General features: G+C 63.3%; 23 protein-coding genes and 1 tRNA gene. 16 read left to right on the top strand and 8 right to left on the bottom strand.

Features of this window, described 5'->3' with window-relative positions; translation table 11 throughout:
- Positions 1-17: 17 nt before the first annotated feature.
- The 3 genes from IGS55_RS07605 to IGS55_RS07595 all read left to right on the top strand — a co-directional run bounded on the left by IGS55_RS07605 (position 18) and on the right by IGS55_RS07595 (position 3,963).
- Positions 18-419, top strand: a complete 402-nt coding sequence (locus tag IGS55_RS07605; RefSeq protein WP_230537172.1) for a DUF2946 domain-containing protein — start codon at positions 18-20, stop codon at positions 417-419.
- A gap of 77 nt (positions 420-496) precedes the next feature.
- A complete protein-coding gene (locus IGS55_RS07600; protein WP_230515722.1) occupies positions 497-2,620 on the top strand; it encodes a TonB-dependent receptor family protein in 2,124 nt (707 codons plus the stop codon).
- 8 nt (positions 2,621-2,628) lie between these two features.
- A complete protein-coding gene (locus tag IGS55_RS07595; RefSeq protein WP_230515721.1) occupies positions 2,629-3,963 on the top strand; it encodes a PepSY-associated TM helix domain-containing protein in 1,335 nt (444 codons plus the stop codon).
- Here the strand turns inward: IGS55_RS07595 and IGS55_RS07590 are convergent.
- The 3 genes from IGS55_RS07590 to IGS55_RS07580 all read right to left on the bottom strand — a co-directional run bounded on the left by IGS55_RS07590 (position 3,935) and on the right by IGS55_RS07580 (position 5,922).
- A complete protein-coding gene (locus IGS55_RS07590; protein ID WP_230515720.1) occupies positions 3,935-5,332 on the bottom strand; it encodes a hypothetical protein in 1,398 nt (465 codons plus the stop codon). The genes IGS55_RS07595 and IGS55_RS07590 overlap by 29 nt on opposite strands.
- The gene (locus IGS55_RS07585) at positions 5,329-5,631 is read right to left on the bottom strand and encodes a hypothetical protein (protein WP_230515719.1); all 303 of its coding nucleotides are present in this window, start codon (positions 5,629-5,631) and stop codon (positions 5,329-5,331) included. Before IGS55_RS07585 ends, IGS55_RS07590 begins: the two co-directional genes overlap by 4 nt.
- Positions 5,632-5,766: 135 nt before the next feature.
- On the bottom strand, positions 5,767-5,922 hold the full coding sequence (locus tag IGS55_RS07580; protein WP_230515718.1) for a hypothetical protein: 156 nt from the start codon (positions 5,920-5,922) through the stop codon (positions 5,767-5,769).
- On the opposite strand from IGS55_RS07580, the gene IGS55_RS07575 reads away from it, so the two are divergent.
- Together IGS55_RS07575 and IGS55_RS07570 are read left to right on the top strand one after the other, a co-directional pair.
- Positions 5,921-7,057, top strand: a complete 1,137-nt coding sequence (locus IGS55_RS07575; RefSeq protein WP_230515717.1) for a YncE family protein — start codon at positions 5,921-5,923, stop codon at positions 7,055-7,057. The two genes, IGS55_RS07580 and IGS55_RS07575, sit on opposite strands and share 2 nt — an antisense overlap.
- Before the next feature lie 75 nt (positions 7,058-7,132).
- On the top strand, positions 7,133-7,525 hold the full coding sequence (locus IGS55_RS07570; RefSeq protein WP_230515716.1) for a hypothetical protein: 393 nt from the start codon (positions 7,133-7,135) through the stop codon (positions 7,523-7,525).
- A gap of 3 nt (positions 7,526-7,528) precedes the next feature.
- Here the strand turns inward: IGS55_RS07570 and IGS55_RS07565 are convergent, their stop codons facing one another.
- Complete coding sequence (locus IGS55_RS07565; protein WP_046685653.1) at positions 7,529-8,443, bottom strand: LysR family transcriptional regulator; 915 nt, start codon at positions 8,441-8,443, stop codon at positions 7,529-7,531.
- A gap of 102 nt (positions 8,444-8,545) precedes the next feature.
- Here IGS55_RS07565 and IGS55_RS07560 point away from each other — a divergent pair, with 102 nt between their 5' ends.
- The 4 genes from IGS55_RS07560 to IGS55_RS07545 all read left to right on the top strand — a co-directional run bounded on the left by IGS55_RS07560 (position 8,546) and on the right by IGS55_RS07545 (position 12,304).
- The gene (locus tag IGS55_RS07560) at positions 8,546-9,655 is read left to right on the top strand and encodes a muconate/chloromuconate family cycloisomerase (protein ID WP_230515715.1); all 1,110 of its coding nucleotides are present in this window, start codon (positions 8,546-8,548) and stop codon (positions 9,653-9,655) included.
- An 8-nt stretch (positions 9,656-9,663) separates the two neighbouring features.
- On the top strand, positions 9,664-9,954 hold the full coding sequence (catC, locus tag IGS55_RS07555; protein WP_230515714.1) for a muconolactone Delta-isomerase: 291 nt from the start codon (positions 9,664-9,666) through the stop codon (positions 9,952-9,954).
- Positions 9,955-9,965: 11 nt separating this feature from the next.
- The gene (gene pcaD / locus IGS55_RS07550) at positions 9,966-10,769 is read left to right on the top strand and encodes a 3-oxoadipate enol-lactonase (protein WP_230515713.1); all 804 of its coding nucleotides are present in this window, start codon (positions 9,966-9,968) and stop codon (positions 10,767-10,769) included.
- Between the two features lie 131 nt (positions 10,770-10,900).
- On the top strand, positions 10,901-12,304 hold the full coding sequence (locus tag IGS55_RS07545) for a sodium:solute symporter family protein (RefSeq protein WP_230515712.1): 1,404 nt from the start codon (positions 10,901-10,903) through the stop codon (positions 12,302-12,304).
- Positions 12,305-12,317: 13 nt separating this feature from the next.
- Here IGS55_RS07545 and IGS55_RS07540 read toward each other — a convergent pair whose 3' ends face one another.
- The 3 genes from IGS55_RS07540 to IGS55_RS07530 form a co-directional block, all read right to left on the bottom strand.
- Positions 12,318-13,712, bottom strand: coding sequence for a GntP family permease (locus IGS55_RS07540; RefSeq protein WP_230515711.1), 1,395 nt, complete (start codon positions 13,710-13,712; stop codon positions 12,318-12,320).
- Between the two features lie 128 nt (positions 13,713-13,840).
- Positions 13,841-13,917 (bottom strand) — tRNA-Pro (locus IGS55_RS07535).
- Between the two features lie 72 nt (positions 13,918-13,989).
- Entirely contained in the window at positions 13,990-16,083 is a 2,094-nt protein-coding gene (locus IGS55_RS07530; protein WP_230515710.1) for an AsmA family protein, read from the bottom strand.
- 120 nt (positions 16,084-16,203) lie between these two features.
- Here IGS55_RS07530 and IGS55_RS07525 point away from each other — a divergent pair, with 120 nt between their 5' ends.
- Complete coding sequence (locus IGS55_RS07525) at positions 16,204-16,575, top strand: ArsR/SmtB family transcription factor (protein WP_230515709.1); 372 nt, start codon at positions 16,204-16,206, stop codon at positions 16,573-16,575.
- Positions 16,572-16,994, top strand: a complete 423-nt coding sequence (arsC, locus tag IGS55_RS07520; protein WP_230515708.1) for an arsenate reductase (glutaredoxin) — start codon at positions 16,572-16,574, stop codon at positions 16,992-16,994. The genes IGS55_RS07525 and arsC overlap by 4 nt, the downstream gene beginning before the upstream one ends.
- Before the next feature lie 49 nt (positions 16,995-17,043).
- On the opposite strand, the gene ispB is transcribed toward arsC, so the two are convergent.
- On the bottom strand, positions 17,044-18,033 hold the full coding sequence (gene ispB / locus IGS55_RS07515; RefSeq protein WP_034754644.1) for an octaprenyl diphosphate synthase: 990 nt from the start codon (positions 18,031-18,033) through the stop codon (positions 17,044-17,046).
- 304 nt (positions 18,034-18,337) lie between these two features.
- Here ispB and rplU point away from each other — a divergent pair, with 304 nt between their 5' ends.
- From rplU to proB, 5 genes are all read left to right on the top strand, one after another.
- On the top strand, positions 18,338-18,649 hold the full coding sequence (gene rplU / locus IGS55_RS07510) for a 50S ribosomal protein L21 (RefSeq protein ID WP_034754730.1): 312 nt from the start codon (positions 18,338-18,340) through the stop codon (positions 18,647-18,649).
- Between the two features lie 40 nt (positions 18,650-18,689).
- Positions 18,690-18,962 carry a 50S ribosomal protein L27 gene (gene rpmA / locus IGS55_RS07505; RefSeq protein WP_070219281.1) on the top strand — a complete coding sequence of 91 codons (273 nt, stop codon included), beginning with the start codon at positions 18,690-18,692 and terminating at the stop codon, positions 18,960-18,962.
- Between the two features lie 113 nt (positions 18,963-19,075).
- Positions 19,076-20,185, top strand: a complete 1,110-nt coding sequence (gene obgE / locus IGS55_RS07500; protein WP_034754647.1) for a GTPase ObgE — start codon at positions 19,076-19,078, stop codon at positions 20,183-20,185.
- Between the two features lie 12 nt (positions 20,186-20,197).
- Entirely contained in the window at positions 20,198-20,608 is a 411-nt protein-coding gene (locus IGS55_RS07495; protein ID WP_230515706.1) for a hypothetical protein, read from the top strand.
- Positions 20,609-20,635: 27 nt separating this feature from the next.
- Entirely contained in the window at positions 20,636-21,754 is a 1,119-nt protein-coding gene (proB, locus tag IGS55_RS07490; RefSeq protein ID WP_230515705.1) for a glutamate 5-kinase, read from the top strand.
- Positions 21,755-21,804 lie beyond the last annotated feature (50 nt).

Here is a 21,804-nt window from a genome sequence, read left to right as displayed (position 1 = left end):
AAAATGCGGCCATGGGAATGACCTTGTTCACGCGCCGCTTTGCCGCCTGGATCGCCTGTTTCGCGATCCTGCTGGCGGCGCTCGCGCCATCGATTTCCCAGGCCGTCGCCAATGCCAAACAGGAATCCGGCTCCGGCTGGGCGGAAATCTGCTCGGTGGCCGGTATCCGTTTTGTCCAGCTTGTGCAGGTCGATGGCGGCGCCGCCGATGAAAAATCCGGCGGCAAGGCCATGCAGATGGAGCATTGCGCCTTCTGTTCCACGCATGCGGGTTCCGTCGGCCTGCCGCCGGCCAGCCCCGTGCTGCCGCTGTTTGTGGCCAGCGGCACGGCCATTTTCCCGTCCCTGTACTACCAGTCTCCCGCACCGCTGTTTATCTGGTCCACGGCGCAATCGCGCGCGCCGCCCGCTCTCGCCTGAGTTTTTGCATTTTCAATGCTGGCGCCGTCCACCTTGCGGTGTGACGTGCCGCATCCGCACACTTAGACGAGAATCACATGAACAAGAAACTGTTGGTGTTGGCTGTCGCCATCACCGTGGCTTACCCCTGCGCGCAGGCGCAGCAACCTGACCAAACCGACCACGCCATCGACACGGTCGTCGTTTCCGGCTCGCGCGCGCAATCGTGGCTGTCCGAAACGCCGCAAGCGATCGGTGTCGTCAATGCCAAAACCCTGGAACGCGACAAGCCCAAGACCATGGGCGATATCCTCAACCGCATCGCCGGCGTGTACTGGAATGACCTGGGCAATGAGCAGCACGGCATGAGCATCCGCCAGCCCATCGGCACGAATGCCGTCTACCAGTACCTGGAAGACGGCATTCCCATCCGTCCGCTGGGCGTCTTCAACCACAATTCTCTCAACGAGATGAACATGGCGGGAGCCAGCGGCGTGGAAGTGGTGAAGGGTGCCGCTTCCTCGCTGTACGGCAGCAATGCCATCGGCGGCGCCGTCAATTTCCTCACGGCCGGCGCCAGCGCGGCACCGACGGCAAGCGTGGGCGTACGGCGCGACAGCGTGGGCGGATTCACCCGCTACGACACGGCCGCCAGCGATACCTGGGGGCAGCTGGGACTGCGGTTTTCCCATTACAGCTCGCGCCGTTCGCGCGACAACTGGCAAGAGTACAGCTATGGCGACAAGGATTCGTTCTCGCTGCGCGCCGACTATGCGCTCAGCCCCACGTCGCAGCTGCGCGCCACCATCGTCCATACGGATCTCGATGCGGCCATGACGGGCAGCCTGTTCGAGAACGACTACCGCCGCAATCCCGGCAAGAGCCTGAACACGTTTAGCTACCGCAAGGACAGGACCACGCGCATGAATCTGGCGTGGGAAGGGCAGACGACGTCCAATGGCACGAGCACCGTCACCGTGTTTACGCGCAAGAACGACCATGGGCAGCTTCCCGCGTATTCCATCGGCGGCTGCGCGGGCCTGTTGTGCAAGGGCGTCATCAACAACAACCACGTCGATTCGCTGGGCCTGGACGTGAAGCACCAGCAGGAATTCGCGTGGCTGCGCTCGCGCCTCGTCGCCGGCGTGTATGTCGACAAGAGCGACAATCCCTTTGTCAGCGATAACCTGTCCATCGTGCGCGATGCGGCCACGGGCCGCTACCTGCGCTACTCGCTGGCCAATGCGTCCAATCCTCAGGGCGTGCGCGACTACCAGACGGACATTCTGAACACGGCCGTCTTCGCACAGTGGGAATTTTCTCCGCTGGCCGGCACGCGCGTGGTGCTGGGCGGGCGTTCGGACGCCATCCGCTACGACTACCATAACAAGCTGGCGCCAGGCGGCAGCGCCAGTTACGGCGCGCCCGACGAGTCGCGCAGCTTTTCGCATGTGAGTCCGAAGCTGGGCGCCACCTACGCCATCGGCCATGCGGGCAGCGCGTATGCAAACGTCAGCCAGGGCTTCACGCCGCCCGAAGTAAGCCAGCTGTATGGCAAGACGGGCATCGCCAACTTGCAGCCGTCCGTCTACAACAACTATGAGCTGGGCTTGCGCTGGGCTTTTTTGCAGGGCCGCCTGAAACTCGATACGGCCCTGTACCGGCTGGATGGGCGCGACACCATCGTCAGCTATACCGTGTCGCCGGGGAATAGCGAAAACCGCAATGCGGGGCGCACGCGCAGCGAAGGGCTGGAACTGGGCCTGAACTACGACAGCGGCCCGTTCGACGCGCGCTTCGCCACGGCCATCGCGCGCCACCGCTACCTGCGCTACCAGGTATCCTCCAGCCTCGATTACAGCGGCCGCGCCATGCCGCAGGCGCCGCGCGACATCACCTCGATCGAGATCGGCTACAAGCCCGTGGCGGGCGCGCGTATCGGGCTCGAAGCCGTGCACCAGGGTCGCTACTGGATGAACAACGCCAACACGGTGGAGTACAAGGGCCACGCATTGCTCAACCTGCGCGCCAGCTACCAGATCGCGCGCGGGCTCGAAGCGTGGGCGCAGGTGCGCAACCTCGCCGACAAGCGCTATGCCGATTCGGCCAGCAGCAGTTACTCGGGCACGGGCAGCTACGCGGCCAATACGCAGAACCAGTACACGCCCGGCGCGCCGCGCAGCGTGATGCTGGGCCTGTCCTATACCTATAACGCACTGTGAGGATGGCCATGGACGATTTCACCTTTCTCATCGCGCGCCGCAAAAGCCTGTACTGGCGCATCCATTTCTGGGCCGCGCTGATCGCCTCGCCCTTCGCGCTGGTGGCCACGCTGACGGGCATTTTGTATGTGTTTACGCCGCAGATCGAGGCAAGGCTGTACCAGCACCTCGATCATGTGGCGCCGCAAGCGTCCATGCTGCCGCTGGACGCGGCCGTGGCGGCAGCGGAGCGGGCCGCGCCGCGTGGCTGGACGGTGCGGCACGTGGTGCCGCCGTTTCAGCAGGACGATGCGGTGCAGGTGGCGTTCGCGCCGCCCGGTGGCGCGCACGATGAACATGCGGGCCATGGCGGGCATGCCGCGCCGGCCAAACCGAAGTTCGGCCTGCCCGCGCAAGCCATCGTCGTGTATGTGAACCCCTATGATGCGCGCGTGCTGGGCAGCCTGGCCAGCAGCGAGCGTTTCGGCAACTGGGCGAAAAAGCTGCATTCGCGCCTGCTGCAGAACGATGGCTGGCGCTGGATGATCGAGCTGGCCGCCAGCTGGCTGATGGTGATGCTGGTGACGGGCGTGGTGTTGTGGTGGCCGCGCGGCGCGCAATCGGGTTTGCCGAAGCGGGGCGCGCGGGGCCGCAATGGCTGGCGCCAGTGGCATGCTTTTCTCGGCGTGGCGCTCGGCATCGTCAGCTGCGTGATCCTGACGACGGGGCTGACGTGGAGCCAGCAGGCGGGCGCGCGCATCCGCGCGCTGCGCGACGTCAGCGGCCAGGCGCCGCCGCCTGTGCCGCGCGGCTTGCATTCGACCGAGGCGGGCGCTCCGCTCGACTGGCAGGATGCGTGGCGGGTGGCGCGCAGCCATGCGCCCGCCATCGCCGTGCAGCTGACGGCGCCGGCCGGCCAGGACGATGTGTGGCGCGCCACCATGGCCGACCGCAGCCAGCCCACCTTGCGCTTCGACCTGCAATTCGACGCCTACAGCGGCAAGCCCCTGTATTACGCGGGCTGGGAGGCGCAGACGGCGTTCGGCAAGGCCACCGCCATCGGCATCCCGTTTCACCGCGGCGAATTCGGCTGGTGGAACCAGGCCTTGCTGCTGGTCTTTGGCGCCAGCGTGCTGTTCTCGCTGGTGTCGGGCTGGGTGATGTTTTGCAAGCGCCGCTTGCCAGGCTCGCTGGGTTTGCCCAAGCTGCTGCCGGGCGCCTGGAGCTCGCCTTCCGCGCTGGCCTGGCTGGCGGCAGCCGCCATGTGCGCGCTGATGCCGCTGCTGCTCGTTTCCGGCGGCATGTTGCTGCTGCTGGAGCTGGTTCTGGCACGGGTTAGCCGCCGACGATGGGCTGCGCGATGATCCAGAGACTGAGCAAGGTGTAGGCGATCATCAGGGCCAGCATCGGATACTGGCTGCGCAGGGCCGCGCGGCGGCTGGCGTACAGGCGCCGCGCGCAGACGTGGGCCAGCCAGACGGCCGCCACATGGCCGGCGACGATGGCGAACAGCGACACGTACCACACCACCTTGGCGTCGACGATGCCAAGGCGGATGAAGTACAGTTGCGTGCCGAACAGGTCCCAGCCCAGGCCCAGCGGGTCCGACGCCAGCGGTATCAGGTACTGGCCCGCCATCGCCAGAAAGGAGAGGTAGTGGGCGAAATGGTAGGCGATGGCGATCGGCACCAGGGTCAGCACGAAGTGCCCGGCCACGCGCAGCAGTGGCCGGGCCGGCTGGCTGTCGCAGGCGCCGCAGCGGGCGATCAGCGCGCAAAACAGCAGGAACACCAGCAGGAACAAGGCCTGCATCAGCAGCAGGGCGGCCGTGGTGATCCATGCCAGCGTGCCCGGCGCCACGGCGAGGACGGCGTCGACGATGTCGTACCACGTTTGCGTTTCCATCATGCCGTCGAAACTGACGGAGGCCAGCATCAGGATCACCAGCACCAGGCAGGCGGGACGCACGGGTTCCACCGTCAGCAAGCCCGCCGCGTACGGACGCACGTAGCAGGCGCCGTCGCGGAATGTCACGGGCGCGAAGCGCGCCAGCAGGCCGAAGACGACGCTGAACACTTCCGCATTGCGCAGCCAGGCGGCGCGGCCGAACAGCGCCATGCCCGCCCACGTGCAGGCCGAATACAGCAGCATGGTCCAGGCCAGGCTGGCCGGCTGCTCGCTGCCTTCCCAGTTCAGCTCCATCCAGATAAAACAGAAGAACAGGGCCGCCGCCGGCCAGCTGTCGAGCCAGCGCGGCCAGGCCAGCGGTGCGCGCCAGCGGGGAAACAGTTGCTGCGCCGCGCGCGCCACGCTGTCGAGCGGATTGACCAGCGCCCACAGGTCGCCAAGCAGCGCCGACACGTAAGCCATGCCCACCCACCAGATGGCCCACACCATGGCGGGCGCGATATTTTTCACGGGGTTCTGCACGCCCACCAGGCCTGCCACGATGACCAGCAGGTACAGGGTCAGTACCAGCAGGCGCAGTGCGACGGTGATGGCGCCCGCGCCGGGGATGCGCCGCAGGAGCAGGCGAGCATAGTCTCCCATGTAGGGCGCCGCATCCTCGCGGCGCCGCAGGGCCAGGAAGGCAAACGACAGCGCCACGGTCAGTCCTGCACCGATCAAGTACAGCCATAGCGGCAAGGGCAGATCGTAGCGCTGGCCGAAACCGTGTGCATGGACGAGGCATGGCGCGACCAGCAAGCCGGCAGCGGCGGCGCGCCGCATCATCGCGGCAGCACTTCCAGGTACATCAGGGGCGTCTCGCGGTGATGCTTGTGCTGCTTGCCCTTGCCCTCCGTTTGCGCGCCATAGCCGTGTGCGGAAACGGGGAAGCGTCCCTGCAGCGCAGCGTCGATGCGCATGGCTTTTGTCTCGCCCGGCTTGACCGTCAGCAGCTGGTCGTAGCCATGCAAGTGGATATTGACTATTTCGTCGGTAGTCCAATCGAGCGTGATTGTCTCGTGTTGTTTGACCCGTACCGTCGGCGGCTTGGGGGCGATTTTTCGCTGCGCGATGGCCAGTGCCATACGCTGTTGCGGCAACGGCCCACTAGCCGCCGGGCCGCTCTGCGACTGGCTTTGCGCCGATATGCACAACAGGAAAAGGGCCAGGCCCAGGCCGGCGAGGGGAAGGTTAAATGGAGTTTTTTTCATGCTTAAATTTTAGGAAAGATTTCCATCATTGGCCATCTGAAAAAAAACGCCAGTTTGAAAAAGTGCGGCCGTAGAATGATCGGCGCGGATCCGACCACACTTGGAAAAGGCAGGGGAGATGATGACAAATAAAAAAGCGATGTTGGCATTGGCGGCGGCATGCATGGCGGCGTTGCCTGCGTCGGCCGAAATCCTCGCCATGGTCAATTACGAGAGCAAGGCGCCCGAGTCATTGAAGTCGCTGAAAAGCCCCGTCGCGCCGCCCTCGCGCAAGGAGGGCATCGCTATCATCGACGTCGATCCCGAGTCGAAAAACTTCGGCAAGATCGTGCGCGACATTGCCCTGCCGCCGGACCTGGTGGCGCACCATATTTTCTACAACCACGACATGAGCAAGGCCTACATCACGGCGCTGGGCAAGACGCAGCTGCGCGTGATGGACATGCGCCACAAGGACTTGCCGATCAAGGTGGTCGAGGTGCCGACTTGCCAGGTGGGAGAGGACATCGTCTTTTCGGATGACCACAAGCGCTGGTACTTGAGCTGCATGGGATCGCAGGCGATGCTGGAAGGCGACGCCGTGCACGACAAGCCGGGGCGCACCGTCAAACTGCCCGCGCCTTATCCGCATGGCCTGGCCGTCCACGACGGCATCGACCGCACCCTGTTGACGAGCACCATCCGCCCCACGGACCTGGGCGACGCGGGTGAAGTGATCAGCGTGCTGGAAACGAGCACGGGCAAGGTGCTGGGCACGCACAAACTGTCGAAAAAACCGTCGCCGTCGGGCGAAGCGCCGGTCGAAGTGCTGTTCGTCCCGGGCAGCAATCCACCCGTCGCCTACGTCGCCAATATGTACGGCGGCACCGTGTGGACGGCCACGTGGAATCCGACAACGAAGGATTTCGACACGGCGCAGGTGCATGACTTTGCCGAGCAAAAGGCGGGCGTGCCGCTGGAACTGTATTTCAACAAGGGCGCCACGCGCCTGTACCTGACGACGGCCAAGCCGGGCCACCTGCATATCTTCGACCTGACGGGCGGCATCGGCAAGCCACGGCTATTGAAATCGATACCCGCTGCCGAAGGCGCGCACCACGTGGCGTTTACCAGGGATGGCCGCTATGCCTTCGTGCAGAACGCGCTGCTCAATCTGCCGGGCATGAGCGATGGCAGCATCACCGTCATCGACATGAAAAAAGAGGCGGTGGCGGGCAGTGTCGACACCCTGAAAAACAAGGGGCTCAATCCGAACAGCATCGTGCTGCTGCCGAAGTGGAATGACTTCATGGGGCATTGAAAGACGCATTCCGCTAGAATGGAAAGGCGCCGCCAGGCTCGTTGCCACAGGCCGCACCATTTGCAATGGCTGAACATGATATTCATCGATTTCCCCGCCTTGTCCGCGCTGGCCATCGCTTCTGCCACGATTACCAAAAAATGCAGCTGCTGCGCCGTCCCGCTCGACGCCTGGCAGCGCCTGCCTACCTCGCTGGAGCTGGACCGCTTTGAAGAAGTCGGCACCCTGCGCGAAGACCCGTACGAGGAGCCGACGTTTGCCGAGTACCACCCGCACGGCACGCGCTATGACAGCATCGATGCGCCCATCGCGCCGCGCTACTATCCGGCGAACCTGAGCCAGGTGGCCCGCTGCCTGAACTGCGGCCGCCACTACCTGCGCTACAACGAGGCGGGCGGCTATTTCACGGAATTGCGCATCCGCGCGCTGCGCCCGGAATTGCTGGCCGACGCGCCGCTGTCAAAGTGAGGGCTACAGGCTTTCCTTGACGTGGGCGATGCCGTGTTCATCGTAGATCGAGTACACGGCGGCGAGGATGTTTTCCAGTTCCGGCGAGCGGTCCCTATGCCGCATGCTGAATAAGATGGGCGAGAACGCATGCTTGTCGTCCAGCTTGCGGTACACGACGTTCCGGTGATGCATGGCCTGCACGCTTTCCGGCACGATGGAAATGCCCTGGCCGGCCGCCACCAGTCCCATGGAAATCTGCAGCTCGCGCACTTCCGTGACGGGGCCGGGCGTGACATTGCCTTCGCTGAACATGGCCAGCACCTGGTCGGCAAAGCTGGGGCGGGGCGCTTTCGGATACACGAGCAGGGTTTCGTGGATCAGGTCAGTGAGGCGCAATCCGCCTTCGCCCTTGGCCAGCCGGTGGCCGGGCGGCAGGGCCACCACCAGCCGCTCCTCGCGCAGCAGAATGCGGCGGATGCTGGGGTCTTCGCTTTTCAAACGCCCGAAACCCACGTCGATGCGGCCTTCCTTCAGGGCCTTGAGCTGCTGCACCGTCGTCATTTCATGCAGGGTCACGTCGACCTCGGGATGGCGCTCGCAAAAACGGTGCACGATATCGGGCAATTCTCCATACAGGGTCGAGGCGACGAAGCCGATCGACAGCGTGCGTTCCAGCTTGCCCACGCGCTGCGTCATCGCCTGCAGGTCCCGCACCTGGTCGAGCAGGGGCCGCGCATGGGCGAGGAAAAACTCGCCCGCTTCCGTCAGCCGCAGCGGCCGCGACCCTTTTTCGATCAGCGCCACGCCCAAGGTTTCTTCCAGCTGCTGCATCTGCCGGCTCAACGGCGGCTGCGCGATATGCAGGCGCGCGGCGGCCCGCGTGAAGTTCCTTTCCTCCGCGACCGCAACGAAGTAGCGCAAGTGCCGTAATTCCATCTTCATACCTTTCAGGTATAGGTTTGATACCAACTCGGTGTTGGACGTGGGGATATTTGGGGAATATCGTGTCACCACTCCACAGAATTATACGGAATAAATATGATTCAAAATATCGAGACCTACCTGGTCGATGTGCCTACCATCCGCCCGCACCGCATGTCGGTCGCCACCATGAATACGCAAACCCTGGTGCTGGTGCGGCTGCGCTGCGCCGACGGCATCACGGGCTGGGGCGAAGCGACCACCATCGGCGGCCTGGGCTACGGCGGCGAAAGCCCGGAAAGCATCAAGACGAATATCGATACCTATATCGCGCCGCTGCTGGTCGGCATGGAAGCGAGTGCAGTGGCCAAGGCCATGGCCAGGGTGCGCAAGGTCATCCAGGGCAACCGCTTCGCCAAGTGCGCGATCGAGACGGCCCTGCTGGACGCCCAGGCGCGCCGCCTGAACGTGCCGCTGTCGGAATTGCTGGGCGGCCGCGTGCGCGATGCGCTGCCCGTGGCCTGGGTGCTGGCCAGCGGCGACACGGCGCGCGATATCGCCGAAGGGGAAAACATGCTGGAACTGCGCCGCCACCGCATCTTCAAGCTGAAGATCGGCTTGCGCGACGTGATGGATGACGTAGCCCACGTGCTGGAGATCAAGCGGGCGCTGGGCGAACGCGCCAGCGTGCGCGTCGACGTCAACCAGGCCTGGAGCGAGACGGACGCCGTGCGCGGCATCGCCGCACTGGAAGCGGGCGGCGTCGACCTGATCGAGCAACCGGTCAAGGCCGGCAACCGCGCCGCGCTGGCGCGCCTGAAGCAGCGCTTCGACGTGGCCATCATGGCCGACGAAGCCTTGCACGGTCCCGCCGACGCGCTGGCGCTGGCGCAGGCCGACGCGGCCGACGTGTACGCGGTGAAGATCACCCAGTCGGGCGGCTTGCTGCCGGCGCTGGAAGTGGCCACCGTGGCGCGCCTGGCGGGGGTGGGCCTGTACGGCGGCACCATGCTCGAAGGCGGCGTCGGCACGGCCGCCACGGCCCACGTCTGCTCCACGTTCGCGGAACTGGCCTGGGGCACGGAGCTGTTCGGGCCTTTGCTGCTGACGCAGGAGGTCTTGCGCGAGCCGCTCGTGTACCGCGACTTCATGCTGCAGGTGCCGACAGGCCCGGGCCTGGGCGTCGAGATCGATATGGACAAGCTGCGATCCATGCAGCGTCAATAGGAGAAACCATGTTATTCCATGTACGTATGAACGTGAACCTGCCATTGAGCATGCCCGCCGAGCAGGCGGCGCAACTGAAACAGACGGAAAAGGAACTGGCGCAGCGCCTGCAGCACGAGGGCAAGTGGCGCCACCTGTGGCGTATCGCCGGCCAGTACGCGAACGTCAGCGTCTTCGACGTGGACAGCGTGGACGAGCTGCATAATTTGCTGACCTCCCTGCCGCTGTTCCCCTACATGCAGATCGACGTGATGCCGCTGTGCCGCCATCCCTCGTCGGTGCGCGACGGCGATTCCTGAGGAGGCATGCCATGACGCAGATAGGCAACGACACGATCGGGAAAACGTGCGACGTGGATGGTATCGGCTTGCATTACCGCACGGATGGCGAGCGCGGCAAGCCTTGCCTGGTTCTGTCGAATTCCCTCGGCACGGACCTGTCCATGTGGGATGCGCAGGCGGCCGCGCTGGCCGGCGACTTTTTTGTCGTGCGCTACGATACGCGCGGCCATGGCCGGTCGGCCAGCGGCGGCGCGCCGTTCGGCATCGACCGGCTGGGGCTGGACGTGGCGGCGCTGCTCGACCACCTCGATGTGGAGCGTGCCGCCTTCTGCGGCATTTCCATGGGCGGCTTGACGGGCCAGTGGCTGGGCATACACCGGCCGCGGCGCTTGACGCGCCTCGTGCTGGCCAATACGGCGGCGCGCATCGGCGGCGCGGCGCCGTGGCAGTTACGGGCGGAGCAAGTGCGCCGCGACGGCATGGCCGCGGTGGCCGAGAGCGCCGCCACGCGCTGGTTCACGCCGCAGTTTATCGAACGCGAAGCGGACACGGTGGCGCGCCTGACCGGCATCTTGCACGGCCAGGATGCGGGCGGTTACGCGGCCTGTTGCGACGTGCTGGCCCAGACGGACTTGCACGATGGCGTCGGCGCGATCGCCGTGCCGACCTTGATCATCGCGGGCGAGCACGATCCCGTGACCACCATCGACGACGGGCGCTGGCTGCAGCAGCAGATCGCGGGCGCCCGCCTGGCAAGCCTGCCCGCCTCGCATATCTCGAACATCGAGGCGGCGGACATGTTTACGGCGCAGTTGCGGACATTTTTATTGTGAGGCTTGCTGTACCGTATCGGTATGGCGGGAATGTGGTTTTCCCCTGAGCACCACCGCCGGCTGGTCCGGCATGCGGCAGGGGAAGCTTTCTTGAAAAATAATAATAAGAAAAGCAGACTTGGAGTAGACGGATGGAAAACAGATTGATCATTATCGCTGCGGTCACGGTGGGCTATTTCGCCCTCATGTCGTACATTACCTATAGCGTGCGCAAGCATGCCAACAGCGCCGAGGGCATGACGGCGGGCGGGCGCAATTATCCCGCCTTCCTGATCGGCGCCTTGCTGCTGTCGGAATTCATCGGCAGTTCCGTCAGCATCGGCACGGCCCAGAAGGGCTATGAACTGGGCATTTCCGCGGCCTGGAATCTGGTGGCGTTGTCGCTGGGCTTTTTCCTGCTGGCCATCGTGCTGGTGAAAAAATACAAGGAAAGCGGGCAGTCGACGATTTCCGGCATCCTCGCGCAAACGTATGGCGAGCCCGTGCGCTATGCGGCGTCCATCCTCACCATCGTCGCGCTGAGCATCGTTGCCGTGGCCCTGTATGCGAGCGGCGGCGCCGTGCTGGCGGCCGTGTTGCACATCAACAAAACGGTGGCCATCTTGCTGGTGGGCGCCATCACCGTCATCTATGTCAGCCTGGGCGGCATGCGTTCGGTCGTGTACACCAACTTTGCCCATTCCATCGTCAAATACCTGGGCGTGATCCTGGCGCTCGCGTATGCGCTGGAAGCAACGGGCGGCATCGGCGCGCTGCAGGCGCAATTGCCGGCCAAGATGTTCAACTGGGTCGAGATCGGCTGGGGCCAGATCATCGCCTGGATGATCGGCGGCATCGGTTCCATTTTCGCCACGCAATATGTGATCCAGGCCCTGGTCAGCACGGACAATCCGGCCGTGGCCAAGCGCGCCTGCTATTACGTGTCGTCGCTGATGATCCCGTTCGGCCTGATGGCGGCCCTGATCGGCATGTGCAGCGCCGTGCTGTATCCGGGCATGAAGTCGATCGACGCGTTTCCCACGATGATCGCCCACATGCCGGCGTTTTCCGCCAGCATCATGATCGTGGGCCTGGCCGGTGCCCTGTTCGGCGGCATTTCCGCCACCACCCTGGCATCGGCCACCCTGGCCATGAAGGATTTTTATGATCCCTGGTACAACAAAGCGAAGAACGACGCGAAATCGCTGATGTTCCTGCGCATCGCCATCGTCGTGGCCGGCCTGCTGCCGCTGGTGCTGGCGCTGTATGCGGAAAAACTGCTGATGATCGCCTTCCTGGGCAAGGCCCTGCGCGCCACCCTGGCCGTGCTAGTGCTGATGGCCTTCTATGCGCCGAAATTCGGCACGCCGCGCGGCGCCTTTGTCGGCGTGATCGTCTCGGTGATCGCCACCATCGGCTGGTTCCTGGCGGGCAATCCGTATGGCGTGGACAGTTCCTACCTGGCGCTGGCCGGCCCGATGCTGACCATGGGCATCAGCCATCTGTTCAAGCCGGCGCAAGCGTTGGCGAAGCCGGCATCGTCGTCGCGGCTGTAGCCTACCCCAACCCTCAGACCAGTCCCGTCATGTAATAGATGGCAATGACGAGGAACACGGCCACCGTCTTGATGACGGTGATGCCGAAAATGTCGCGGTAGGACTGGCGGTGCGTGAGGCCCGTGACGGCCAGCAGGGTGATCACGGCGCCATTGTGCGGCAGGGTATCCATGCCGCCGCTGGCCATGGCCACCACGCGGTGCATGACTTCGAGCGGAATATGTGCCTGCTGCGCGGCCTGGATAAAACTGTCCGACATGGCGGCCAGCGCGATACTCATGCCGCCCGAGGCCGAGCCCGTGATGCCGGCCAGGGTCGTGACGGACACGGCCGCGTTGACGAGCGGATCGGGCACGCTGCGCAAGGTATTGCTGACGGCAAGAAAACCGGGCAGGGCGGCGATGACGCCGCCGAAACCATACTCGGACGCCGTATTCATGGCCGCCAGCAAGGCGCCGCCCACGGCCGCCTTGGTGCCTTCGGCAAACGCGGCGCGGATGCGCCCGAAGGCCGTCGCGCAGACGAGCAAAATTCCCAGCAGCAAGGCGCCTTCCACGGCCCAGATACCGGTCACGGCGCCGATCGACGTCGACACGGGCGCATGCAAGCCCGGCAGGGCCTCGGCGGTGAGCACGTAACTGGCGCCGTACCATTGGGGAATCAGTTTGGTCAGCGCGAAGTTGGCCACGCCCACCAGCACCAAAGGCGCCACCGACAGCAGCGGATGGGGCAGGTCGCCCACGCCGGCCGTGGCCTTGTCGGCCTCGGCCCCATAGCCTTCGCCCGTCGCCATGACGGAGCGGCGGCGCCATTCGAGGAAAGCCAGTCCCATGATCACCGTCAGCACGGCGCCGATGGTGCCCAGCCACGGCGCGGCCCAGCCGGTCGTGTTGAAAAAGGTGGTCGGGATGATGTTCTGGATTTGCGGCGTGCCCGGTAAGGTGTCCATGGTGAACGAGAACGCGCCCAGGGCAATGGCGCCCGGCATCAGCCGCTTGGGGATATTGCTCTGGCGGTACAGCTCGGCCGCGAAAGGATACACGGCAAACACCACCACGAACAGCGACACGCCGCCATAGGTCAGGGCGGCGCACACGGCGACGATGACGGCATTCGCGCGCGCACTGCCGATATAGCGGATGGCCGCCACGACGATGGACTGGGAAAAGCCGGACAGCTCGATCAGCTTGCCGAACACGGCGCCGAGCAAAAAGACGGGGAAATACAGCTTGATAAATCCCACCATCTTTTCCATGAAGATGCCGCTGAAGACGGCCGGCACGGCCGACGGATCGGTCAGCAGCACGGCGCCGAGCGCGGCGACGGGCGCAAACAGGATCACGCTGTAGCCCCGGTAGGCAGCCAGCATGAGGAAGGCCAATGCGGCCAGAACTATCAGGAAAGACATCGGTGAGGCCCTTGCGCGAGAAGTGAGCAGGATATTAATGATGCAATTAATATCATACTTCCCGGCAACGCACCAACGCGTGGGTCAAGGTACCCGCAGCTTCAGCCGGCACAGCAAGGGGAAACGGCTGGTCGGGGTGAGAGGATTCGAACCTCCGGCCTCTGCGTCCCGAACGCAGCGCTCTACCAGGCTGAGCCACACCCCGCTTTTCTTCATTACAGCAGATGGCGGGGCGGGTTTCAAGCGGCTGCATCAAGCTTGTTTGTTGCAAGCCTGCTTATTTCTTTTCCTGCTGCGCCTTCTTGATGTCCGCTTCGCTGACTTTTTTCGCTGGCGCATTCGTCGCGGGCGAAGTCGGGGCCTTGCGCGTGGCGTTGGCTTGCGCCATGACGGCGGCGCAGTCCGTGTCGGGGGCTTTGTCGACGTTGACCAGCGGCAGCAGGGCGGCCAGCGGCGTGACGGCGGTGGCCAGGGCAACGGCGGCGCCGGCTTTCAATGCCAGCGGGCCTTTTTGCGGGCCCACGTCCGGGTTCTTGAACGTGCCTTTTGCGTACAGCGGCGTGCGCAGGGTGATGATGCGGGCGCCCTTGGTACGGGGGCGCACGTCGAGATCCAGGGTTTCGGTGGCCAGGTTGACGTTACCCGTGATGTTCACCACGGCCGTGTCCGTATCGAGCACGAAGCGGCGCACGTCGGCCTGGCCATTCGTCACGGCGAAATCGCTGGCCAGGCAGTTCAGGTGGACTTGCTTGTCGCCGAAGATTTTCACGAAGACGGCGTTGGCCAGGTTCAGGCCCGCCAGTTCCAGCATGAACTGGCTGACGGAGCCTTCGCTGACGGTGGCTGCCAGTTCGCCATTCGCGCTGGCCAGCATGGCCGAGACGGAATTGCCGTGGCCCGTCAGTGCCGCGTCGCCATACACTTCGCCGAAGCTCGCTTGCATCGATTGCAGCTTGGGGAACAGCTCGCGTATCTTGAGGTGGCGCGCCGCCACCTTGGCTTGCGCGGCGATGGTCTTTTGACGGCCGTCGAGCGTGATGTTCGAGGTGATGTTGCCGCCGGCCATGCCGAAATTGAGCGGCGTCAAACTCAGCACCTTGTCTTGCATGCGGATGTTGGCGACGATATCGTTGAGCGGGATATCGTGCGTGCGCACCAGTTTCTTGCCCGTGAATTTCACGTCGGCGTCGAGTGCATCCCATTTGGCCGTATTGAACTGTTCCACGGGCAACGCTTTATTCCCGGGCTGCACGGGTGCCTTGCCGCGCGCCTGTTTGCGCGCATTGCTTTCGGCACCGATGGTGGGGCCCAGGTCTTCCAGGCGCAGCTGCTGCGACGTCACTTCGCCGCGCAGCAGGGGCCGGGGCCGGCGCGGCAGATATTGCAGGGTGCCGGCCAGGTCGCTCTGGCCCACCGTGCCTTTGAAATTCTGGTAGGTCCAGTTCCAGCTGGCACCGTCCTTCTTGCCCAGCAGGCGACCCTTGGTCGCGTAGTCCGGCGTTTCCGGCAGCAGCACGCCCGTCAGCGGGTACAGGTCGGCCATGCTGGCGCCGGCCAGGCTCAGCTGCAAATCGATGCCGGACAGCGAGCGCGGGTCCGTCAGCGTGCCATCGATGCTGGCCTTGTTCTTGCCCAGCACGGCATGCGCCTGCACGGGATACACGGTGTGGTTGTCGGTCAATGACAGCACGGCGCCCGCCTTGCCGCCGCCTGTCACGGGCGCCTTGCGGTAGCTGCCGCCCAGGGTGAAGGCGATGCCGTATTTCTGCACGGGCGCATTGCCTGGCGCATCGCCGGGCGTGGCGTCGGGCGCCGTCGAGCTGACCTTGGCGTGCACGTCGAGGGTGATGCCCTCGTCCAGATAGCGGATGACGCCGTCGCCGAAGGCCATGCGCTGGATTTCCACGTCCCATGCCGAAGGGCCGTTGTTTTTCAGGGTCCAGCTGTTGCTGCCATCGGCGCGCCGTTGCAGGGCAATACTGGGTGCCTCGAGCGCCAGGTCCGTCAGCACCACTCTGTGCTGCAACAGGGGCAAGGGATGGATGGCCACGTCGATGCGTTTCGCGCTGGCCAGTTGCGGGCCGGCCGTCGCCCAGTCCGGGTTGCTCATGCGCACGTCCTGCGCGCTGATGACGGGGCGCGGCACGTAGCGGCGCCAGCCCGGCTCCGTCTTCAGCCCCTGCTGCCATTTCACCTGCAGGTCGCCGCCGATGACGAAGCTGCGGCCCGTGCTTTCCGACACCTTCTCGTTGATGTAGGGGCGGGCGCGGTTCCAGTCGAAGGTCAGCACGAAGATGACCACAATGGTGATGAGGGCGAGCAGGGCGGCCAGGCTCCAGCCGAGGATTTTGAGCGGGGTTGAGCGTGTCATGGTAAGCCAATCGCAATGATTTTTTCATCAAGGTAGACTGATAGGCCATGACAGTCGGTGCGCTGGGTTACGTAAGACACCTCGCTTGAAATGATTCAATAATTCGACTATTATTGAAATATGGAAAATGAAAAATCAATTACGGTGCAAGCCGAGCCACTGACGAGCACGGCCGCCATCGCAGCCCTGGCCGCGCTGGCGCAGGAATCGCGGCTGGCCGTGTTCCGCCTGCTGGTGCAAGCGGGACCGGGAGGCATGGCCGCGACGAAAATCGCCGAAGCGCTGGCCATTGCGCCCTCGTCGCTGTCGTTTCACCTGAAAGAACTGGCGCACGCCAATCTGGTGACGGCGAGCAAGGCGGGCCGCTCCATCATCTACGCCGCCAACTATGCGGGCATGAACGGCTTGCTGGCCTTTTTGACCGAGAACTGCTGTGCTGGCGCGCCTTGCTGCGTCAGCGAACCACATTTATTGAAGGACATCACGACATGACGATCACGATTTATCACAACACGGCGTGCGGCACGTCGCGCAATACCCTGGCCCTGATCCGCAACACGGGCGTAGAGCCCGTCATCATCGATTACGTCAAGCATCCGCCGACGCGCGAGGAGCTGGTCGACCTGATCGCGCGCGCGGGTCTGTCCGTGCGCGCCGTCATGCGCGACAAGGGCGCCCTGTACGACGAGCTGGGCCTGGTCAATCCTGAGCTCAGCGATGCTGCCCTGCTGGACGCCATGCAAGCCCATCCTATTTTGATCAACCGTCCCATCGTCGTCACGGAACTGGGCGTGCGCCTGTGCCGGCCGTCGGAAAAAGTGCTGGAAATCCTGCCGCTGCCGCAGCAAGGCGCATTTGCCAAGGAAGATGGCCAGGCCGTGGTCGGCGCCGACGGCAAGCCGGTGAAATAAAAAAACGGCGCCAGTGGCGCCGTTTTGTATTGCATATAATAAAACGCGATCAGTGATTGCGGTCCACGGCAAACGAGCACAGTTGCAGCATCGATTGCTTGTAGACGCTGTCCGGCCAGCCGGCGATGGCGTCGGCGGCGCGCTGGCCGGCGATTTCCGCCTGCTTGCGCGTGTAGTCGAGGGCGCCGCTGCTGGTGATGGCCGTCAGGACGGTGTCGAAATGCTGTTCGTCGCCTTGCTCGATGCAGCTGCGTACCAGTTCGCGCTGTTCCGGCGTGCCGTTTTCCATCAGCCAGATCAGCGGCATGGTCGGTTTGCCTTCGCGCAGGTCGTCGCCCACGTTCTTGCCGATTTCGGCGGCGTCGCCCGCATAGTCAAGCACGTCGTCGATCAGCTGGAAAGCCGTGCCCAGCGAACGGCCGTACTCGGCGGCCGCTTCGATATCGTCTTCGCTGGCGCCGGCGATCAGGGCGCCCAGTTGCGCCGACGCTTCGAACAGCTTGGCCGTCTTCGAGCGGATGACGTTCAAATAGCTTTCTTGTGTCACGTCCGGATCGTGCATGTTCAGCAACTGCAGCACTTCGCCTTCGGCGATCACGTTGGTGGCGTCCGAGAGGATTTGCATGACGCGCATATTATTGAGCGACACCATCAGCTGGAACGAGCGCGAGTGCAGGAAGTCGCCCACCAGCACCGACGCGGCATTGCCGAACAGGGCATTGGCCGTCTGGCGTCCGCGGCGCATCGACGATTCATCGACGACGTCGTCGTGCAGCAGGGTGGCCGTGTGGATGAATTCGACCACGGCGGCCAGTTCATGGTGCGCCGTGCCGCGATAGGCGTGGGCATTAGCCACCAGCAAAATCAGCACGGGACGGATGCGTTTGCCGCCTGCGCTGATGATGTATTCAGCGATCTGGTTGATCAGAATCACATCGGAGTGCAACTTTTGGCGGATCACCGTATTGACTGCGTCCATATCGGCGGCAATCGTTTGCACGATGGTGTTTTGGTTAACGTGTTTGTTAGCGTCAGACAAGGCGAACCTGCATTAGATTGTGGGTGCCGCGATTATACGACAAGGCTTGCGCGTGCGTGACGTTTGCCTATGGCTGTAGGGCAATTGATTGATCTGGTTGGCACTGGCGCGCGTTTTGTTGTCCGCCTGGCGCAAGCCTGACATGATGGCCGGGTTGTCGACATACCACGATCATCGGCCTTTGTGAATAGTTTTTGACGCAATTTCTCAGTCCGTGTATAATCGCTGGTTCCCCCTGTTGTGTACGGCTTGCTTTGCACGGCAATGGGACAAATTCTTTCAACATTTGATGAGGTTTCAAATCATGTACGCGGTCATAAAAACCGGTGGCAAACAATACAAAGTTGTCGCTGGCGAAAAACTTAAAGTAGAACAGATACCGGCAGACATTGGTTCCGAAATCACCATCGATCAAGTTCTCGCAGTAGGCGCGGGCGACAGCATCAAGTTTGGTGCTCCATTGGTCGAAGGTGCAACGGTACTGGTTACGGTTGTGGCGCATGGTCGCCATGATAAGGTCAAAATTTTCAAGATGCGTCGTCGTAAGCACTACCAGAAGCATCAAGGCCATCGCCAGAATTTTACCGAAATCCAAATCGTTTCGATCAACGGCTAATCGCCGCTGTTTGAATTAATCAGCTATCAAGGAGTCTTAAATGGCACATAAAAAAGGCGGCGGCACAACGCGAAACGGCCGTGATTCAGAATCAAAGCGTCTGGGCGTTAAAGTCTACGGCGGCCAAGCTATCAATGCTGGCGGCATCATCATTCGTCAACGCGGCACCCCAGTGCGCGCCGGCGAAGGCGTAGGCATGGGCAAGGACCACACGTTGTTCGCGCTGATCGCGGGCAAAGTGAAGTTCGTTGTCAAAGGTGCCGGCTCGAAGCAATTCGTGACCGTTGTACCAAACGAAGCAGTACCAGCGTAATTCACTGCGGAGCGCCAGTTCGCTCTGCAATGATCGCATGATGTAAGGCGCAAGCCTTCAATCGAAAGGCTCTGCCCAAGGTAGAGCCTTTTTAGTTTTATGGCGGCCAAATTATGAAGTTTATCGACGAAGCAAAAATCGAAGTCATCGCGGGCGATGGCGGCAACGGCTGCGCCTCTTTCTGCCGTGAAAAATTCCGGCCTTTCGGCGGTCCCGATGGCGGCGATGGCGGCAAGGGCGGCACCATTTGGGCAGTCGCCGACCGCAATATCAACACGCTCGTCGATTTCCGCTTCTCCAAAATGCACAAGGCTCGCAATGGCGAGCCTGGCCGTGGCGCAGATTGCTATGGCAAGGGCGCCGATGATATCCACCTGCGCATGCCGGTCGGCACCTTGATCATCGACAACGCGAGCGGCGAAATCCTGGCTGATCTGACCGAACACGGCCAGACCGAAATGCTGGCCAAGGGCGGCGAAGGCGGCTGGGGCAATATCCACTTCAAGTCCTCGACCAACCGCGCACCGCGCCAAAAAGGCGAGGGCAAGGAAGGCGAACGCCGCGAACTGCGCCTGGAACTGAAAGTACTGGCTGACGTTGGCCTGCTGGGCATGCCGAACGCCGGCAAGTCGACCTTCATTTCGGCCGTCTCGAACGCGCGTCCGAAAATTGCCGATTACCCATTTACCACCCTGCACCCGAACTTGGGCGTGGTGCGCGTGTCGCACGAGAAGAGCTTTGTGATCGCCGATATTCCCGGCTTGATCGAAGGCGCTTCCGAAGGCGCGGGCCTGGGCCATCAATTCCTGCGCCACTTGCAGCGTACGGGTCTGCTGTTGCACATCGTTGACCTGGCGCCGTTTGAAACCAACGTCGATCCTGTCAAGGAAGCCAAGGCGCTGGTCAAGGAATTGAAGAAGTACGACGAGTCGCTGGTCGACAAGCCGCGCTGGCTGGTGTTGAACAAGCTCGACATGGTGCCGGAAGAAGAGCGCAAGAAGATCGTCAAGGACTTCCTCAAGCGTTTCGCGTGGAAGGGTCCTGTCTTCGAGATATCCGCGCTGAACCATCAGGGTTGCCCGGAACTGGTGAATGCGATTTACCAGCATCTGGAAGAGAAGAAACACAGCGAAAGCCGTGCCGAAGAAACGCAGATGACCGAAGAAGCACGTGGTATCTCGTCGATCGACCCGGATGATCCGCGTTTCAAGATCCTCGACTAAGGCTTTACCCTGATGTCGGTACAGATGGCCGCTGCCGCGCCCGCACGCAAGCAAGCGTGGCAGCGCCGTGTATTGCATCTGATCGCGTATGCTTACGGGCTGAGCGCGATCGCCTGCCTGCTGTTCGCCGATGCAATGGCGGCCGGCATGGGCATCTTCCTCAATGGCGTCAATGGCTACAGCCAGTTCTACGCTACGCATGTCGGTGTCTGGGGCGCTACCGCGCTCCTGGCGCTGTTCGCGGCACGGCAGGGCGAACCGCCTGTCCTCGGCGATATCACAGCAATGTTGCTCCTGGCGCAGCCCGCCGGCCGTCTGTTCGCGGCCATCAGCTTCGGCTTGCCCCAGGGTTTTGTGTTGTTCATGTGCGCAATGGAGCTGACGGCGGGGCTGGCCTTGCTGCTGCTGCGTCCTGCGCGCTGACGTCTATTAAGTGAAGAGCGCCGCCCCATGGATTCCGTGATTCAAAAAGCTACCCGCATCATCATCAAAGTCGGCTCCTCGCTGGTCACCAACGATGGTCGCGGGCTCGACCATGCCGCCATCGCGCGCTGGGCCGCGCAGATTTCCGGCTTGCGCGCCCTGGGCAAGGAAGTCGTGCTCGTGAGCTCCGGCGCCATCGCCGAAGGCATGCTGCGTCTTGGTTTCGATCAGCGTCCCACCGATATCCACGAATTGCAGGCATGCGCCGCCGTCGGCCAGATGGGCCTGGCGCAAATCTATGAAAGCAGCTTTCGCGCCCACAGCCTCGGCACGGCGCAAGTGCTGCTCACGCATGCCGACCTGGCCGACCGCGAACGCTACCTCAATGCCCGCTCCACCCTGACGACCTTGCTGCGCCTGGGCGTGGTGCCGATCATCAATGAAAACGACACGGTCGTCACCGATGAAATCAAGTTCGGCGACAACGATACCTTGGGCGCCCTGGTTGCCAACCTGATCGAAGCCGATGCGCTGGTCATCCTGACGGACCAGCACGGCCTGTTCTCGGCCGACCCGCGCAAGGACCCGAACGCTTACCTGATTACGCAAGGCATCGCCGGCGATCCGGCCCTCGAAGCGATGGCCGGCGGCGCCGGCAGCAGCCTGGGGCGTGGCGGCATGCTGACGAAAATCCTCGCCGCCAAGCGCGCCGCCAAGTCCGGCGCCCACACGATCATCGCCTGGGGCCGCGACAGCGACGTGCTCAGCCGCCTGGCCCAGGGCGAAGCGATCGGCACGCAGTTGCTGGCGCAAACGGGGCAATTGACGGCGCGCAAGCAGTGGATGGCCGATCATCTGCATACGGCCGGCGCCGTCGTGCTCGATGCGGGCGCCGTGCAAAAGCTGCGCCAGGAAGGCAAGTCGCTGTTGCCGATCGGCGTGACGGGCGTGAATGGCGAATTCGGCCGCGGCGCCGTGATCACCTGCGTCGACGTGGACGGCGTGCCCGTGGCGCGCGGCCTGTCGAACTACACGAGCGGCGAAGCGCGCCGCATCATGCGCAAGCCGTCCACCGAGATCGAGTCCATCCTCGGCTACATGGAAGGCCATGAGCTGATTCACCGCGATAATATGGTGTTGCTGTAGGTCGGATTAGCGGCGAACGCCGCGTAATCCGACGCCACCACCGGCCAACA

The organism is Janthinobacterium sp. EB271-G4-3-2 (assembly GCF_020858035.1).
Lineage (GTDB): Bacteria > Pseudomonadota > Gammaproteobacteria > Burkholderiales > Burkholderiaceae_D > Janthinobacterium > Janthinobacterium aestuarii.
This window is presented reverse-complemented; position numbering and strand designations above follow the sequence as displayed.